Here is a 20,174-nt window from a genome sequence, read left to right as displayed (position 1 = left end):
TATATTATAGAGAGTTAAAATAAAAAAAAGATGATATTTTGAAATTAGTTTTAAGATAATTAAGAAGTTAATAGATGAGAAAATCTCATCTATTTAAAAAAGTTATTTTTTGAAGTCTGCTACAATTTTTGCTTTTAAAGTATCAATTGTAAATCCAAACTCTTTAAATAAGTCATTAGCAGGTCCACTTGCTCCAAATGTATCCATTCCAAATACAACATCAGCAAATCTATAATACTCTAAACCTCTTGCTGCTTCAACTGCATAAACTCTTGTATTTTTATCAATAATTTTTTCAATATAAGCTGCATCTTGCTCTAATAATAAATCAAAACAAGGAACTGAAACAACATTTGCAATAATTCCTTCATCTTCTAAAGAACAAGCTGTTTGTAAAGCTAACATTAACTCAGAACCAGATGCCATAATAGTAATGTTTGCATTTTCTCTTTGTTTTAATAAATAAGCACCATTTGCTACACTTCCGTAAGCTTTTTCATCTTTTAATACTTTTAAACCTTGTCTTGAACAAACAAATGCAGTTGGAGCTTTCATTTTTAAAGCTACTTTCCATGAATCAACATTTTCTGTTGCATCTGCTGGTCTAAATGTATAGAAATTTGGTAATGCTCTAAATTGTGATAAATGTTCAATTGGTTGGTGAGTTGGTCCATCTTCTCCAACACCAATAGAATCGTGTGTCCAAACAAAGTGTTGAGGAATTCCTGCAAGTGCTGCAATTCTTGCACTTGGTTTTAAATAATCAGAAAAAACAAAAAATGTTGCAGAATAAACTCTAAATAAACCATATAAGTTCATAGCATTTGTAATTGCTGCCATTGCATGTTCTTTGATACCAAAATGAATATTTCTTCCATTTGGGAAATCACCCATTCCCATTAATTCTGTTTTATTTGAAGGAGCTAAATCTGCACTTCCTCCTAAGAATCCTGGAATTGCTTTTGCAATTGCGTTTAAGATTTTATGATTTGAATCTCTTGTTGCAACACTTGAATCAGCTTCAAAAGTTGGATATTCAATAGAATCAAAATCTGGATTTTGTAATTGAGCAATTTTTGCTTTTGTTTCAGCAGAAAGTGATTCCATCCAAGCATTTTGAGCAGTAGAACCAACGATTAATTTATCAAAAGCACCTTTTACATCAGCTGGTACAAAGAATTTTTCTTCAGGATTAAATCCTGCTTTTTCTTTAGATTTTGCAATTTCATCTTCACCTAATGGAGCTCCATGAGAATGATGACTTCCTTCCATTGTTACTGCACCTTTAGCAATTGCTGTTTTTGCAATAATTAATACTGGAAGTGTTGATGATTTAGCAGCAACTAAAGCTTTATCAATTTGGTCAAAATTATGTCCATCTATTTCAATAACTTCAAAATCAATAGCTTGGAATCTTTTTTTAACATTTTCACTCCAAGCAATTGTAGCTTCACCCTCAATAGTAATATTATTTGAATCATAAATAATTACAAGATTATCAAGTTTTAAATGTCCAGCTGTCGCAGTTGCTTCATAAGAGATTCCTTCTTGTAAATCCCCATCTCCACATAAACAGTAAACTTTATGATTAATTACATCACTACCAAGAAGATTTTGTGCATATTTTCCTGCCATTGCAAAACCAACTGCATTTGCAATTCCTTGTCCTAATGGTCCAGTTGTAATTTCAATACCATGAGTATGTCCATATTCTGGATGTCCTGGAGTTTTAGAGTGAGTTTGTCTAAAGTTTTTCATATCATTTACTGATACATCAAATCCCCAAAGATGTAATAAAGAGTAAACTAAACCTGTTGCGTGACCACCTGAAAATACTAATCTATCTCTGTTTAGCCATTTTTCATCAGCTGGATTTACATTTAAGTGTTTACTTAATACTGTTGCAATATCAGCAAGTCCCATAGGAGCACCAGGATGTCCTGAATTTGCTTGTTGCACCATATCAGCTGCTAAAAATCTGATAGTATCTGCTTGTTTTTGTAATAATTGTTTTGACATGATTATCCTAATAATGAGTGAAGTTTTCTAAATTTTTCAGGATTATATCTAAAATTGATTGAATAGAAAATGAAGTGATTTAGTTTAGTTTTTTGGGATAGAAATCTTAAAAAAAGCACCCTTTGAAGAATTTTTTACTGTTAATTTACCATTCATATTATTTTCAATAATTAATTTTGACATAAAAAGTCCAATTCCTGAACCATTAGCTTTTTGGTAAGTAAAAAAAGGTTCAAATATTTTATCAATTGGTTCAACCTTTATTCCACCAGCATTATCCTCAACTGTTGTAATAATATTTTCATCTTCTTGAAATATTGAGATTTTTATATATGGATTTTCTATTTTTCTTTCAACTAATGCATCTTTTGAATTATTAATTATATTTATCAAAACTTGTGAATAATCATTTTTATAACCAATTAATTCAGGATTTTTATTCATTATGATGTCAAGTTTGATATTGTTTACTTTTAAACCGCCACTGATAATATTTATCGTTGAATTTATCTGCTCCAGCAACTTAAATTTTATTTTCTCTTTATCCGTTGCAAAAAAGTTTTTAAAATCATCAATAGTATTTGACATATATCTCGTGATGTGATTTAATTTATCAATCGCTTCTAAAATTTCCTCTTTTTCTAAAGTTCCACCTAAAGATATTTTTGCTTCAATAGGTAAAAATAGAGAATTGATTTCCATTAAAGGTTGTCGCCATTGATGGGAAATATTTCCTAACATTTCCCCCAAAGAAGCCAATTTTGCTTGTTGAAACATAAGCTTATCTTTTTCTCTATTTTTAGCTACTTCTTCTTTTATTCTTTTTTCAAGCTCTTTATTGTGGTGTTCTAATTCTAAAAATTCATCAATTTTTGTTTGTCTCATTAAAAATTTAAAATCCAATTGTAAAATTTAAAAAAGTATAAATAGGAAAAACTCCTATTTATACTTATATATTTGGTGTTACATCAATATCATCATCAATTAATAATTTAATTGTAGAATTAACACCTGTTCCTGTATAAACTTTATAGTTAACTCCATCTAATTGTTCTTTTCCAACATTTGACCAATCGCTTGGAGTATCAAGTTGAACAATGTCTCCTTTATCCCCTTTTACTATTAATTCTTTATCTTCTTGAATTAATATATCTTTTAACTCTATCGTTATTTTATCTAATTTAGAATTTTCAAAACTAACAATATTTGTATCTTTTGTTACATATTGTGTTAAGTCTATATCTTCTTCCATTAAATTTACATTTTCCTCTGTATTATTATTACTAACTAAAAGTTCCAGATCAATTAAATTAGCACTAGTTTTACTATCTTTTAATCCTTCTGTATCTTCTACAACTATAGATAATTTTCCAAAAACATCTACATTTGTTCCAAGTAAACTATCTAATAATCCAGAATAATCCATTTTTATTTTAGATAATAATGTATTAAATTGAGCCGTTGTTGCACCATCTGCATCATTTGCAACTATAGTTAAGCTGTCTGTTCCTATACCATTAATTTTGAATCCTTCTACATTTACACTTGAATCAAAATTAAATACAAGTTTTCCTGTAATTGGTCCTAATAAACTAGATAATAATCCCCCTGATGAAATTTTAACAGACTTAATATTATCATCTTGGTCATAAACTGCAAACATTTGATTTGATTGTAATTTAATTAAATTTGCAACATTGACATCTATCATTCCTAATAATGGAGATCCATCATTTGTAATATAAGCTATTGGTGCTTTATTCTCTAAATATTGTGAATCATTAACATTAATTTTAATATTAACATCTAATGATGCTTTATCACCATCTTCATCTGAAACATTTACTTTAAATGTTTTTGTTGTATCAGATGTAAACTCAGATGATTTTCCAGTATAAGTATAAGCACCTGTATCAAAATTAAATACTAACTTACCATCACCATCAAGAGCAACACCATCTGTTGGGAAAGTAGTTTTTGTATACTCTCTTCCATCAACAATAATACTGTCTATTGTTTTAATTCCATCTCCACCAAAAATATTATCTGCAACACTACCAGAAATAGAAGCTGTAATTGTTCCTAAAAGGGTATCTCCTAAAGTAGCATCAGTTGTTGCCATAATTACCTTATCACCCTCTTGTACTTGAATAATTTTTAATGGTGCTTCTTGTGCCCCTGCTCCTACTCCAACTACATATAATGTATTAATATTTGCATTTACATAATTTTTCCAAGCTACTATTGTTGCATCACTATCTTGATCGATTTTATTCTTATTCTCATTTGGTACTCCATCTGATAAGAAATATGCAACTGTATTATCTGCTTTATGCCCAGTAAAATTAATACTCATTGTCGCATTTAATCCATCATAATAATCTGTATATTTATCAGTTAAACCAGAGATTGAACTTCCATTGTATTTAATATTACCAGATGTATCCATAGTTAATTTACTTAGATAATCTATTGCCTCATCTGCTGTTTTCCATCCAATATTTTTTCCACCTGAATTAAATAGTGTAAGATTTACTTCTGTTGTTCCATTCGCTTTATAAGCATTAATAGTTGATATTATAGAAGCTTTTGCTATTTCAAATCTTGTTGTAGAAATACCACTACTATTTTTTACAATATCTTTCATAGAACCAGACACATCTAGTGTAAACAATAAATTAGTTGTTGCTTTACCAAATGTTAAAGTATTTGTTTCATTTATAGCATACACAATTGCATCGCTATCATATGCTGATGCTGAGTGATTATTACTTTTTTCTGTTGCTGTTGCTTCAATTTTTAAAGTAAATGCTCCAACACTTAAAGGAACAGTCATTTTAACATCCGTATAATTTATAGATGTAGCATTTTCAGGAATTACTATTTTCCAAACACCATTATCATTTATTACAAATTGTGAATCAAAAGTAGCACCTGCTGGTACTCCAGTTATTATAGCAGTTAAAGTTTCACTTCCATCTGTATCAGTTAAAGCTGCACTTAAATCAACACTATATTCTACTGTTGTATTTGCAACAACATTAACTTTTCCAAAGGTATTTCCATCAGCAAAAATTATTCCCTCTATATTATTAACAACTAAAATACCACCTGTATCTTTATCTTTTAATTGGAAATCCATATCAGGGTGACCTTGCTCATATCCATTATAATTTAGAATTTCATATTTACTCATAGGTTTTCCTAGATATAAATAATCTGTTCCATTATCACCAGCAAATGAACCTCCATATATATTTCCAAGGATTGCAACAATATCATTACCATCTGTTGAATTGATATTTGTACCAAATTTTACATCTCCATTAATAATGATGATATCATTATTTACAGTTCCACCAACCATATCATTTTGATTTAATCCACCATTTACAGTAATTTTTGTTGTATTATCATTATCCATATCATAATTATTTCCAACATTTGACTTTTGTTTAAATTGTGTAGAATCATTTTTATTTGCTAATAATTCTGTAATGTTATATGTATTGTTTCCTACTTTAACAACTATATCGTCAGCTATTGAAGAAACTATTTTTGTAACATCAATACTTGCAGTTGGTTTATCTGCCTCTGCAATTACATTAACCTTTGTTTCATATGATGTTGTACTCCATAAAGTTCCATTACTAACTTTGAATATAAAATTACTATTTAAATCTGTATTCTTATTTGATAAAAATTCTAATTTTCCACTTGATATATCACTTTTATTTATTTCTTGTCCAGCAACAACTACAACTCCTGCTAACTTTAAAACTCCATTTGTTGGTAATATTTCTATTTTAATTTTTGTTATGTCATTACTTAAAGTACCAAAATCATCTACTTGTAATATATAAGATTTATCTTCAGTTGGTTCAATAACATCATTTGTTGAAACTGGTAATTTATTTACTCCTATACTAATAGAACTATTTACACCATCCCCATCTGCATCAACAACTCTATAATTAATATCTAATACCTCTTCAGAACCATTACCAATTAAGAAATCTTGATATTTATAGAATTCCCACTTCCCTGTACTTGGAGTTAATTGAACTTGGAATACTAAAGCACCATTTCCATCTTTTGCGATAATAGAATTATCTGTTACGGTCATTACTACTGAACTTCCATTAGTTAATTTAACAATATCACTAACTTCAGTAAATCCAATTTTTCCAGCACCATCTGCTCCATATCCATAAGAAATTATTCCTTGTGCATAAGAGATAGGTTGTGCTGATGTTGTTCCTAAGAATTGCACTCCTGTAACAGCAAAATCACTATTATCTTTAATGCTAAAACTATTTCCATTATCAGTTGCTTTTATAATTATTTTATCGAATCCACCATCTAAAACTTCAAAATTTGCAGCATAATTTCCACTTGATGCATTTGAACTAAATGTTTGTGTTGAAACTAAAACACCACCTCTATAAAACTCTGCAACTCCAACTTCTAACTCTCCACCATACATAAATGCAAAGTTAATTTTTGCACCATACGATATTTTTCCAGCTGCTAATTTTATAATCAACTCTTCAGAAGCCGCTTGCCCATCAGCAGTTTTTCTAAAATCAACTTCATTTGCAACATTATGATAAGGTGATGATGTACTTGCAACACCTAACCCTCCAGAACTTTGACTTAAATTGGAATCTTTAAGAGTTAAATCTGTACTACTTGTAAATCCTTTTCCTGTAACTATTACTGCACCATCTGCAAATGTATACAAAGATTTACTCCCCCCATTTCCTGCAAAACTTACACTTCCTGAAAAAATATCAGGAATATCAATAGACTGAGTCCAAGTTGTAGATGAAGTTTCAATTGTTGGCATATCATCTTCAATATTGATTGTTAATTTAGCTTCTGTCTCAAACGAACCATCTTTTAACTTTATATTCACATCAAAACTTTCTATATCTTCTACACTATTAATCGCATGATCAATTGGTTTTAACAATTCAACTGTATATTTACCATTATTATCTATTGTAATTTTTATTGCATTTTCACCATTTACTTTACCAACTAATTCTTTATTCTCATTATTTAATTGCCAAACTATATTATCACCATTTGAAGTTAAAGATATTGTTGGAATATTTAAAAAGAACTCTTTATTTGATGAAAGTGTTAAGTTACTAATATTAACATATCCTTCGACTTTAGTTTCATTTGTTATATCTGTTGGCACTCCACTATTATCGATAATACCATTTATTAAACCCTCTTCAGATACTGTAACTGTAATTGGTGCAATATCATTATCTAAAATTGTTCCTGTTCCTGTTGCAGTTTGTGTTGTAATTTGTGCATCTGTTGTTGTTGCTGTTAATGTTACTGTTTCATCATTTTCAGTTATTGCATCATCTTTTACTGTTACTTTTACAAGAACTGAAGATCCATCTGCTGGCAGAGTTACTTTTCCAGTTGCTGGTACATCTAACCATGTTGTTCCACCATCTGTTGAGTATTGTAATGTATTTTCATAATCACTACCTCTTGTAGCATCTCCACCTGTTGTTAAATCTACTTCTACATCTGATCCAACTGCGTTTGATAGTTTTACTGAATATGTTAAAGTTGCTCCATCTGCTTCTTTTACACTTCCTGCATCACTTACTTCAATATTTGCTTTTACATCTTCATCTATTGGAGCATCTGGTCCTTTATCATCTGTGATTGTTCCTGTTCCTGTTGCAGTTTGTGTTGTAATTTGTGCATCTGTTGTTGTTGCTGTTAATGTTACTGTTTCATCATTTTCAGTTATTGCATCATCTTTTACTGTTACTTTTACAAGAACTGAAGATCCATCTGCTGGCAGAGTTACTTTTCCAGTTGCTGGTACATCTAACCATGTTGTTCCACCATCTGTTGAGTATTGTAATGTATTTTCATAATCACTACCTCTTGTAGCATCTCCACCTGTTGTTAAATCTACTTCTACATCTGATCCAACTGCGTTTGATAGTTTTACTGAATATGTTAAAGTTGCTCCATCTGCTTCTTTTACACTTCCTGCATCACTTACTTCAATATTTGCTTTTACATCTTCATCTATTGGAGCATCTGGTCCTTTATCATCTGTGATTGTTCCTGTTCCTGTTGCAGTTTGTGTTGTAATTTGTGCATCTGTTGTTGTTGCTGTTAATGTTACTGTTTCATCATTTTCAGTTATTGCATCATCTTTTACTGTTACTTTTACAAGAACTGAAGATCCATCTGCTGGCAGAGTTACTTTTCCAGTTGCTGGTACATCTAACCATGTTGTTCCACCATCTGTTGAGTATTGTAATGTATTTTCATAATCACTACCTCTTGTAGCATCTCCACCTGTTGTTAAATCTACTTCTACATCTGATCCAACTGCGTTTGATAGTTTTACTGAATATGTTAAAGTTGCTCCATCTGCTTCTTTTACACTTCCTGCATCACTTACTTCAATATTTGCTTTTACATCTTCATCTATTGGAGCATCTGGTCCTTTATCATCTGTGATTGTTCCTGTTCCTGTTGCAGTTTGTGTTGTAATTTGTGCATCTGTTGTTGTTGCTGTTAATGTTACTGTTTCATCATTTTCAGTTATTGCATCATCTTTTACTGTTACTTTTACAAGAACTGAAGATCCATCTGCTGGCAGAGTTACTTTTCCAGTTGCTGGTACATCTAACCATGTTGTTCCACCATCTGTTGAGTATTGTAATGTATTTTCATAATCACTACCTCTTGTAGCATCTCCACCTGTTGTTAAATCTACTTCTACATCTGATCCAACTGCGTTTGATAGTTTTACTGAATATGTTAAAGTTGCTCCATCTGCTTCTTTTACACTTCCTGCATCACTTACTTCAATATTTGCTTTTACATCTTCATCTATTGGAGCATCTGGTCCTTTATCATCTGTGATTGTTCCTGTTCCTGTTGCAGTTTGTGTTGTAATTTGTGCATCTGTTGTTGTTGCTGTTAATGTTACTGTTTCATCATTTTCAGTTATTGCATCATCTTTTACTGTTACTTTTACAAGAACTGAAGATCCATCTGCTGGCAGAGTTACTTTTCCAGTTGCTGGTACATCTAACCATGTTGTTCCACCATCTGTTGAGTATTGTAATGTATTTTCATAATCACTACCTCTTGTAGCATCTCCACCTGTTGTTAAATCTACTTCTACATCTGATCCAACTGCGTTTGATAGTTTTACTGAATATGTTAAAGTTGCTCCATCTGCTTCTTTTACACTTCCTGCATCACTTACTTCAATATTTGCTTTTACATCTTCATCTATTGGAGCATCTGGTCCTTTATCATCTGTGATTGTTCCTGTTCCTGTTGCAGTTTGTGTTGTAATTTGTGCATCTGTTGTTGTTGCTGTTAATGTTACTGTTTCATCATTTTCAGTTATTGCATCATCTTTTACTGTTACTTTTACAAGAACTGAAGATCCATCTGCTGGCAGAGTTACTTTTCCAGTTGCTGGTACATCTAACCATGTTGTTCCACCATCTGTTGAGTATTGTAATGTATTTTCATAATCACTACCTCTTGTAGCATCTCCACCTGTTGTTAAATCTACTTCTACATCTGATCCAACTGCGTTTGATAGTTTTACTGAATATGTTAAAGTTGCTCCATCTGCTTCTTTTACACTTCCTGCATCACTTACTTCAATATTTGCTTTTACATCTTCATCTATTGGAGCATCTGGTCCTTTATCATCTGTGATTGTTCCTGTTCCTGTTGCAGTTTGTGTTGTAATTTGTGCATCTGTTGTTGTTGCTGTTAATGTTACTGTTTCATCATTTTCAGTTATTGCATCATCTTTTACTGTTACTTTTACAAGAACTGAAGATCCATCTGCTGGCAGAGTTACTTTTCCAGTTGCTGGTACATCTAACCATGTTGTTCCACCATCTGTTGAGTATTGTAATGTATTTTCATAATCACTACCTCTTGTAGCATCTCCACCTGTTGTTAAATCTACTTCTACATCTGATCCAACTGCGTTTGATAGTTTTACTGAATATGTTAAAGTTGCTCCATCTGCTTCTTTTACACTTCCTGCATCACTTACTTCAATATTTGCTTTTACATCTTCATCTATTGGAGCATCTGGTCCTTTATCATCTGTGATTGTTCCTGTTCCTGTTGCAGTTTGTGTTGTAATTTGTGCATCTGTTGTTGTTGCTGTTAATGTTACTGTTTCATCATTTTCAGTTATTGCATCATCTTTTACTGTTACTTTTACAAGAACTGAAGATCCATCTGCTGGCAGAGTTACTTTTCCAGTTGCTGGTACATCTAACCATGTTGTTCCACCATCTGTTGAGTATTGTAATGTATTTTCATAATCACTACCTCTTGTAGCATCTCCACCTGTTGTTAAATCTACTTCTACATCTGATCCAACTGCGTTTGATAGTTTTACTGAATATGTTAAAGTTGCTCCATCTGCTTCTTTTACACTTCCTGCATCACTTACTTCAATATTTGCTTTTACATCTTCATCTATTGGAGCATCTGGTCCTTTATCATCTGTGATTGTTCCTGTTCCTGTTGCAGTTTGTGTTGTAATTTGTGCATCTGTTGTTGTTGCTGTTAATGTTACTGTTTCATCATTTTCAGTTATTGCATCATCTTTTACTGTTACTTTTACAAGAACTGAAGATCCATCTGCTGGCAGAGTTACTTTTCCAGTTGCTGGTACATCTAACCATGTTGTTCCACCATCTGTTGAGTATTGTAATGTATTTTCATAATCACTACCTCTTGTAGCATCTCCACCTGTTGTTAAATCTACTTCTACATCTGATCCAACTGCGTTTGATAGTTTTACTGAATATGTTAAAGTTGCTCCATCTGCTTCTTTTACACTTCCTGCATCACTTACTTCAATATTTGCTTTTACATCTTCATCTATTGGAGCATCTGGTCCTTTATCATCTGTGATTGTTCCTGTTCCTGTTGCAGTTTGTGTTGTAATTTGTGCATCTGTTGTTGTTGCTGTTAATGTTACTGTTTCATCATTTTCAGTTATTGCATCATCTTTTACTGTTACTTTTACAAGAACTGAAGATCCATCTGCTGGCAGAGTTACTTTTCCAGTTGCTGGTACATCTAACCATGTTGTTCCACCATCTGTTGAGTATTGTAATGTATTTTCATAATCACTACCTCTTGTAGCATCTCCACCTGTTGTTAAATCTACTTCTACATCTGATCCAACTGCGTTTGATAGTTTTACTGAATATGTTAAAGTTGCTCCATCTGCTTCTTTTACACTTCCTGCATCACTTACTTCAATATTTGCTTTTACATCTTCATCTATTGGAGCATCTGGTCCTTTATCATCTGTGATTGTTCCTGTTCCTGTTGCAGTTTGTGTTGTAATTTGTGCATCTGTTGTTGTTGCTGTTAATGTTACTGTTTCATCATTTTCAGTTATTGCATCATCTTTTACTGTTACTTTTACAAGAACTGAAGATCCATCTGCTGGCAGAGTTACTTTTCCAGTTGCTGGTACATCTAACCATGTTGTTCCACCATCTGTTGAGTATTGTAATGTATTTTCATAATCACTACCTCTTGTAGCATCTCCACCTGTTGTTAAATCTACTTCTACATCTGATCCAACTGCGTTTGATAGTTTTACTGAATATGTTAAAGTTGCTCCATCTGCTTCTTTTACACTTCCTGCATCACTTACTTCAATATTTGCTTTTACATCTTCATCTATTGGAGCATCTGGTCCTTTATCATCTGTGATTGTTCCTGTTCCTGTTGCAGTTTGTGTTGTAATTTGTGCATCTGTTGTTGTTGCTGTTAATGTTACTGTTTCATCATTTTCAGTTATTGCATCATCTTTTACTGTTACTTTTACAAGAACTGAAGATCCATCTGCTGGCAGAGTTACTTTTCCAGTTGCTGGTACATCTAACCATGTTGTTCCACCATCTGTTGAGTATTGTAATGTATTTTCATAATCACTACCTCTTGTAGCATCTCCACCTGTTGTTAAATCTACTTCTACATCTGATCCAACTGCGTTTGATAGTTTTACTGAATATGTTAAAGTTGCTCCATCTGCTTCTTTTACACTTCCTGCATCACTTACTTCAATATTTGCTTTTACATCTTCATCTATTGGAGCATCTGGTCCTTTATCATCTGTGATTGTTCCTGTTCCTGTTGCAGTTTGTGTTGTAATTTGTGCATCTGTTGTTGTTGCTGTTAATGTTACTGTTTCATCATTTTCAGTTATTGCATCATCTTTTACTGTTACTTTTACAAGAACTGAAGATCCATCTGCTGGCAGAGTTACTTTTCCAGTTGCTGGTACATCTAACCATGTTGTTCCACCATCTGTTGAGTATTGTAATGTATTTTCATAATCACTACCTCTTGTAGCATCTCCACCTGTTGTTAAATCTACTTCTACATCTGATCCAACTGCGTTTGATAGTTTTACTGAATATGTTAAAGTTGCTCCATCTGCTTCTTTTACACTTCCTGCATCACTTACTTCAATATTTGCTTTTACATCTTCATCTATTGGAGCATCTGGTCCTTTATCATCTGTGATTGTTCCTGTTCCTGTTGCAGTTTGTGTTGTAATTTGTGCATCTGTTGTTGTTGCTGTTAATGTTACTGTTTCATCATTTTCAGTTATTGCATCATCTTTTACTGTTACTTTTACAAGAACTGAAGATCCATCTGCTGGCAGAGTTACTTTTCCAGTTGCTGGTACATCTAACCATGTTGTTCCACCATCTGTTGAGTATTGTAATGTATTTTCATAATCACTACCTCTTGTAGCATCTCCACCTGTTGTTAAATCTACTTCTACATCTGATCCAACTGCGTTTGATAGTTTTACTGAATATGTTAAAGTTGCTCCATCTGCTTCTTTTACACTTCCTGCATCACTTACTTCAATATTTGCTTTTACATCTTCATCTATTGGAGCATCTGGTCCTTTATCATCTGTGATTGTTCCTGTTCCTGTTGCAGTTTGTGTTGTAATTTGTGCATCTGTTGTTGTTGCTGTTAATGTTACTGTTTCATCATTTTCAGTTATTGCATCATCTTTTACTGTTACTTTTACAAGAACTGAAGATCCATCTGCTGGCAGAGTTACTTTTCCAGTTGCTGGTACATCTAACCATGTTGTTCCACCATCTGTTGAGTATTGTAATGTATTTTCATAATCACTACCTCTTGTAGCATCTCCACCTGTTGTTAAATCTACTTCTACATCTGATCCAACTGCGTTTGATAGTTTTACTGAATATGTTAAAGTTGCTCCATCTGCTTCTTTTACACTTCCTGCATCACTTACTTCAATATTTGCTTTTACATCTTCATCTATTGGAGCATCTGGTCCTTTATCATCTGTGATTGTTCCTGTTCCTGTTGCAGTTTGTGTTGTAATTTGTGCATCTGTTGTTGTTGCTGTTAATGTTACTGTTTCATCATTTTCAGTTATTGCATCATCTTTTACTGTTACTTTTACAAGAACTGAAGATCCATCTGCTGGCAGAGTTACTTTTCCAGTTGCTGGTACATCTAACCATGTTGTTCCACCATCTGTTGAGTATTGTAATGTATTTTCATAATCACTACCTCTTGTAGCATCTCCACCTGTTGTTAAATCTACTTCTACATCTGATCCAACTGCGTTTGATAGTTTTACTGAATATGTTAAAGTTGCTCCATCTGCTTCTTTTACACTTCCTGCATCACTTACTTCAATATTTGCTTTTACATCTTCATCTATTGGAGCATCTGGTCCTTTATCATCTGTGATTGTTCCTGTTCCTGTTGCAGTTTGTGTTGTAATTTGTGCATCTGTTGTTGTTGCTGTTAATGTTACTGTTTCATCATTTTCAGTTATTGCATCATCTTTTACTGTTACTTTTACAAGAACTGAAGATCCATCTGCTGGCAGAGTTACTTTTCCAGTTGCTGGTACATCTAACCATGTTGTTCCACCATCTGTTGAGTATTGTAATGTATTTTCATAATCACTACCTCTTGTAGCATCTCCACCTGTTGTTAAATCTACTTCTACATCTGATCCAACTGCGTTTGATAGTTTTACTGAATATGTTAAAGTTGCTCCATCTGCTTCTTTTACACTTCCTGCATCACTTACTTCAATATTTGCTTTTACATCTTCATCTATTGGAGCATCTGGTCCTTTATCATCTGTGATTGTTCCTGTTCCTGTTGCAGTTTGTGTTGTAATTTGTGCATCTGTTGTTGTTGCTGTTAATGTTACTGTTTCATCATTTTCAGTTATTGCATCATCTTTTACTGTTACTTTTACAAGAACTGAAGATCCATCTGCTGGCAGAGTTACTTTTCCAGTTGCTGGTACATCTAACCATGTTGTTCCACCATCTGTTGAGTATTGTAATGTATTTTCATAATCACTACCTCTTGTAGCATCTCCACCTGTTGTTAAATCTACTTCTACATCTGATCCAACTGCGTTTGATAGTTTTACTGAATATGTTAAAGTTGCTCCATCTGCTTCTTTTACACTTCCTGCATCACTTACTTCAATATTTGCTTTTACATCTTCATCTATTGGAGCATCTGGTCCTTTATCATCTGTGATTGTTCCTGTTCCTGTTGCAGTTTGTGTTGTAATTTGTGCATCTGTTGTTGTTGCTGTTAATGTTACTGTTTCATCATTTTCAGTTATTGCATCATCTTTTACTGTTACTTTTACAAGAACTGAAGATCCATCTGCTGGCAGAGTTACTTTTCCAGTTGCTGGTACATCTAACCATGTTGTTCCACCATCTGTTGAGTATTGTAATGTATTTTCATAATCACTACCTCTTGTAGCATCTCCACCTGTTGTTAAATCTACTTCTACATCTGATCCAACTGCGTTTGATAGTTTTACTGAATATGTTAAAGTTGCTCCATCTGCTTCTTTTACACTTCCTGCATCACTTACTTCAATATTTGCTTTTACATCTTCATCTATTGGAGCATCTGGTCCTTTATCATCTGTGATTGTTCCTGTTCCTGTTGCAGTTTGTGTTGTAATTTGTGCATCTGTTGTTGTTGCTGTTAATGTTACTGTTTCATCATTTTCAGTTATTGCATCATCTTTTACTGTTACTTTTACAAGAACTGAAGATCCATCTGCTGGCAGAGTTACTTTTCCAGTTGCTGGTACATCTAACCATGTTGTTCCACCATCTGTTGAGTATTGTAATGTATTTTCATAATCACTACCTCTTGTAGCATCTCCACCTGTTGTTAAATCTACTTCTACATCTGATCCAACTGCGTTTGATAGTTTTACTGAATATGTTAAAGTTGCTCCATCTGCTTCTTTTACACTTCCTGCATCACTTACTTCAATATTTGCTTTTACATCTTCATCTATTGGAGCATCTGGTCCTTTATCATCTGTGATTGTTCCTGTTCCTGTTGCAGTTTGTGTTGTAATTTGTGCATCTGTTGTTGTTGCTGTTAATGTTACTGTTTCATCATTTTCAGTTATTGCATCATCTTTTACTGTTACTTTTACAAGAACTGAAGATCCATCTGCTGGCAGAGTTACTTTTCCAGTTGCTGGTACATCTAACCATGTTGTTCCACCATCTGTTGAGTATTGTAATGTATTTTCATAATCACTACCTCTTGTAGCATCTCCACCTGTTGTTAAATCTACTTCTACATCTGATCCAACTGCGTTTGATAGTTTTACTGAATATGTTAAAGTTGCTCCATCTGCTTCTTTTACACTTCCTGCATCACTTACTTCAATATTTGCTTTTACATCTTCATCTATTGGAGCATCTGGTCCTTTATCATCTGTGATTGTTCCTGTTCCTGTTGCAGTTTGTGTTGTAATTTGTGCATCTGTTGTTGTTGCTGTTAATGTTACTGTTTCATCATTTTCAGTTATTGCATCATCTTTTACTGTTACTTTTACAAGAACTGAAGATCCATCTGCTGGCAGAGTTACTTTTCCAGTTGCTGGTACATCTAACCATGTTGTTCCACCATCTGTTGAGTATTGTAATGTATTTTCATAATCACTACCTCTTGTAGCATCTCCACCTGTTGTTAAATCTACTTCTACATCTGATCCAACTGCGTTTGATAGTTTTACTGAATATGTTAAAGTTGCTCCATCTGCTTCTTTTACACTTCCTGCATCACTTACTTCAATATTTGCTTTTACATCTTCATCTATTGGAGCATCTGGTCCTTTATCATCTGTGATTGTTCCTGTTCCTGTTGCAGTTTGTGTTGTAATTTGTGCATCTGTTGTTGTTGCTGTTAATGTTACTGTTTCATCATTTTCAGTTATTGCATCATCTTTTACTGTTACTTTTACAAGAACTGAAGATCCATCTGCTGGCAGAGTTACTTTTCCAGTTGCTGGTACATCTAACCATGTTGTTCCACCATCTGTTGAGTATTGTAATGTATTTTCATAATCACTACCTCTTGTAGCATCTCCACCTGTTGTTAAATCTACTTCTACATCTGATCCAACTGCGTTTGATAGTTTTACTGAATATGTTAAAGTTGCTCCATCTGCTTCTTTTACACTTCCTGCATCACTTACTTCAATATTTGCTTTTACATCTTCATCTATTGGAGCATCTGGTCCTTTATCATCTGTGATTGTTCCTGTTCCTGTTGCAGTTTGTGTTGTAATTTGTGCATCTGTTGTTGTTGCTGTTAATGTTACTGTTTCATCATTTTCAGTTATTGCATCATCTTTTACTGTTACTTTTACAAGAACTGAAGATCCATCTGCTGGCAGAGTTACTTTTCCAGTTGCTGGTACATCTAACCATGTTGTTCCACCATCTGTTGAGTATTGTAATGTATTTTCATAATCACTACCTCTTGTAGCATCTCCACCTGTTGTTAAATCTACTTCTACATCTGATCCAACTGCGTTTGATAGTTTTACTGAATATGTTAAAGTTGCTCCATCTGCTTCTTTTACACTTCCTGCATCACTTACTTCAATATTTGCTTTTACATCTTCATCTATTGGAGCATCTGGTCCTTTATCATCTGTGATTGTTCCTGTTCCTGTTGCAGTTTGTGTTGTAATTTGTGCATCTGTTGTTGTTGCTGTTAATGTTACTGTTTCATCATTTTCAGTTATTGCATCATCTTTTACTGTTACTTTTACAAGAACTGAAGATCCATCTGCTGGCAGAGTTACTTTTCCAGTTGCTGGTACATCTAACCATGTTGTTCCACCATCTGTTGAGTATTGTAATGTATTTTCATAATCACTACCTCTTGTAGCATCTCCACCTGTTGTTAAATCTACTTCTACATCTGATCCAACTGCGTTTGATAGTTTTACTGAATATGTTAAAGTTGCTCCATCTGCTTCTTTTACACTTCCTGCATCACTTACTTCAATATTTGCTTTTACATCTTCATCTATTGGAGCATCTGGTCCTTTATCATCTGTGATTGTTCCTGTTCCTGTTGCAGTTTGTGTTGTAATTTGTGCATCTGTTGTTGTTGCTGTTAATGTTACTGTTTCATCATTTTCAGTTATTGCATCATCTTTTACTGTTACTTTTACAAGAACTGAAGATCCATCTGCTGGCAGAGTTACTTTTCCAGTTGCTGGTACATCTAACCATGTTGTTCCACCATCTGTTGAGTATTGTAATGTATTTTCATAATCACTACCTCTTGTAGCATCTCCACCTGTTGTTAAATCTACTTCTACATCTGATCCAACTGCGTTTGATAGTTTTACTGAATATGTTAAAGTTGCTCCATCTGCTTCTTTTACACTTCCTGCATCACTTACTTCAATATTTGCTTTTACATCTTCATCTATTGGAGCATCTGGTCCTTTATCATCTGTGATTGTTCCTGTTCCTGTTGCAGTTTGTGTTGTAATTTGTGCATCTGTTGTTGTTGCTGTTAATGTTACTGTTTCATCATTTTCAGTTATTGCATCATCTTTTACTGTTACTTTTACAAGAACTGAAGATCCATCTGCTGGCAGAGTTACTTTTCCAGTTGCTGGTACATCTAACCATGTTGTTCCACCATCTGTTGAGTATTGTAATGTATTTTCATAATCACTACCTCTTGTAGCATCTCCACCTGTTGTTAAATCTACTTCTACATCTGATCCAACTGCGTTTGATAGTTTTACTGAATATGTTAAAGTTGCTCCATCTGCTTCTTTTACACTTCCTGCATCACTTACTTCAATATTTGCTTTTACATCTTCATCTATTGGAGCATCTGGTCCTTTATCATCTGTGATTGTTCCTGTTCCTGTTGCAGTTTGTGTTGTAATTTGTGCATCTGTTGTTGTTGCTGTTAATGTTACTGTTTCATCATTTTCAGTTATTGCATCATCTTTTACTGTTACTTTTACAAGAACTGAAGATCCATCTGCTGGCAGAGTTACTTTTCCAGTTGCTGGTACATCTAACCATGTTGTTCCACCATCTGTTGAGTATTGTAATGTATTTTCATAATCACTACCTCTTGTAGCATCTCCACCTGTTGTTAAATCTACTTCTACATCTGATCCAACTGCGTTTGATAGTTTTACTGAATATGTTAAAGTTGCTCCATCTGCTTCTTTTACACTTCCTGCATCACTTACTTCAATATTTGCTTTTACATCTTCATCTATTGGAGCATCTGGTCCTTTATCATCTGTGATTGTTCCTGTTCCTGTTGCAGTTTGTGTTGTAATTTGTGCATCTGTTGTTGTTGCTGTTAATGTTACTGTTTCATCATTTTCAGTTATTGCATCATCTTTTACTGTTACTTTTACAAGAACTGAAGATCCATCTGCTGGCAGAGTTACTTTTCCAGTTGCTGGTACATCTAACCATGTTGTTCCACCATCTGTTGAGTATTGTAATGTATTTTCATAATCACTACCTCTTGTAGCATCTCCACCTGTTGTTAAATCTACTTCTACATCTGATCCAACTGCGTTTGATAGTTTTACTGAATATGTTAAAGTTGCTCCATCTGCTTCTTTTACACTTCCTGCATCACTTACTTCAATATTTGCTTTTACATCTTCATCTATTGGAGCATCTGGTCCTTTATCATCTGTGATTGTTGTTGTTACTGGTGTTTTATCAATTGTAACACTATCAAATTGCTCTTGATTTGAAGCTGTATCTATTGATATATTAAATGATTCAATATCCTCCGTTAAATTATCATCAACAGTTGAAATTTCAAAAGTTATTTCACTTTGACCAGCAGGTATAGTTACACTACCAACTTCAGTTATATCTTCACCTGAAGCAGTAGTATATGTATATGTAAATGTTATTACCATATCTTCTGTTGTTACAATAACATTTCCATCATCATCTGTTAATGTTATTCTATAACTCGCATTTTTACCTTCAATTACAGATGTATTTATACCTTCTAGTTTCACATTTACATTAATTAACTCAATAGGTAAAATTGTTGCCACAGTATTTCCTGTTTCAACAGGAGTTGTAGAAATAGATTCTGTTAAATTTTCCCAAACAGCACTATCTGCTATTCCATTTAATGAATCTTCGATTGTTCCAAAAATAGAATTAAAACTAGAACCATTTGCAGTAGCATTACCTTGCTCTCCACCAGCTGCAGCTGCATCAAGTGTTTCAATTAATGATTGAAAATCAGAAATTATTGCTAGTTTATCACTATTATTCGCACCTAAATCAACTGGATTTGAGATTAAAGCTTCAAGTCTATCAATAATTTCACTTCCATTAAATTCAGCATTATCAACTATATTATCAACATCTTTTTCATTTGCATTTTTATTAATAATTACTAAAGTTGGATTTTGTAGACCTTCTACATTTTCTTGTAAAAGTGGAACAATTCCTTTTAAATCAACTTTTATTGTTTTACCATCAACTTTAAAAGTTAATTCGACAGATTGTTGATTATCTTTGAAATTTAAAACATAACTTGTAAAACCATTAGAAAAGATGTATTGTTCACCTTTATTCACATTAAACTGTAAATCTTTATCTAAATCTACAACCTTACTTTGACCATCTGATTTTATAGTTAACTTCATTTTATTTCTCCATTGATAATTTAACACTATTTTATTGGATTATATTACAAAAATAAAG

Annotated in this window: 3 protein-coding genes; all 3 read right to left on the bottom strand. The window is 33.1% G+C overall.

Annotated elements, in window-relative coordinates:
- Positions 1 to 102 precede the first annotated feature (102 nt).
- Complete coding sequence (gene tkt / locus AELL_RS01595) at positions 103 to 2,019, bottom strand: transketolase (RefSeq protein WP_118916256.1); 1,917 nt, start codon at positions 2,017 to 2,019, stop codon at positions 103 to 105.
- Between the two features lie 84 nt (positions 2,020 to 2,103).
- Positions 2,104 to 2,904, bottom strand: a complete 801-nt coding sequence (locus tag AELL_RS01590; RefSeq protein ID WP_118918595.1) for a sensor histidine kinase — start codon at positions 2,902 to 2,904, stop codon at positions 2,104 to 2,106.
- A 64-nt stretch (positions 2,905 to 2,968) separates the two neighbouring features.
- On the bottom strand, positions 2,969 to 20,116 hold the full coding sequence (locus AELL_RS01585; RefSeq protein WP_118916255.1) for a Calx-beta domain-containing protein: 17,148 nt from the start codon (positions 20,114 to 20,116) through the stop codon (positions 2,969 to 2,971).
- Between the last annotated feature and the right edge of the window lie 58 nt (positions 20,117 to 20,174).

This window comes from Arcobacter ellisii (assembly GCF_003544915.1).
GTDB classification, from domain to species: domain Bacteria; phylum Campylobacterota; class Campylobacteria; order Campylobacterales; family Arcobacteraceae; genus Aliarcobacter; species Aliarcobacter ellisii.
Note: the sequence above shows the minus strand (reverse complement) of the source record. Positions and strands in the feature narration are given on the sequence as shown.

What these genes read in the sequence shown, in the direction of transcription:
- tkt (WP_118916256.1), bottom strand. Translation starts at nt 2,019, where the DNA reads ATGTCAAAACAATTATTACAAAAACAAGCAGATACTATCAGATTTTTA.
- AELL_RS01590 (WP_118918595.1), bottom strand. Translation starts at nt 2,904, where the DNA reads ATGAGACAAACAAAAATTGATGAATTTTTAGAATTAGAACACCACAAT.
- AELL_RS01585 (WP_118916255.1), bottom strand. Translation starts at nt 20,116, where the DNA reads ATGAAGTTAACTATAAAATCAGATGGTCAAAGTAAGGTTGTAGATTTA.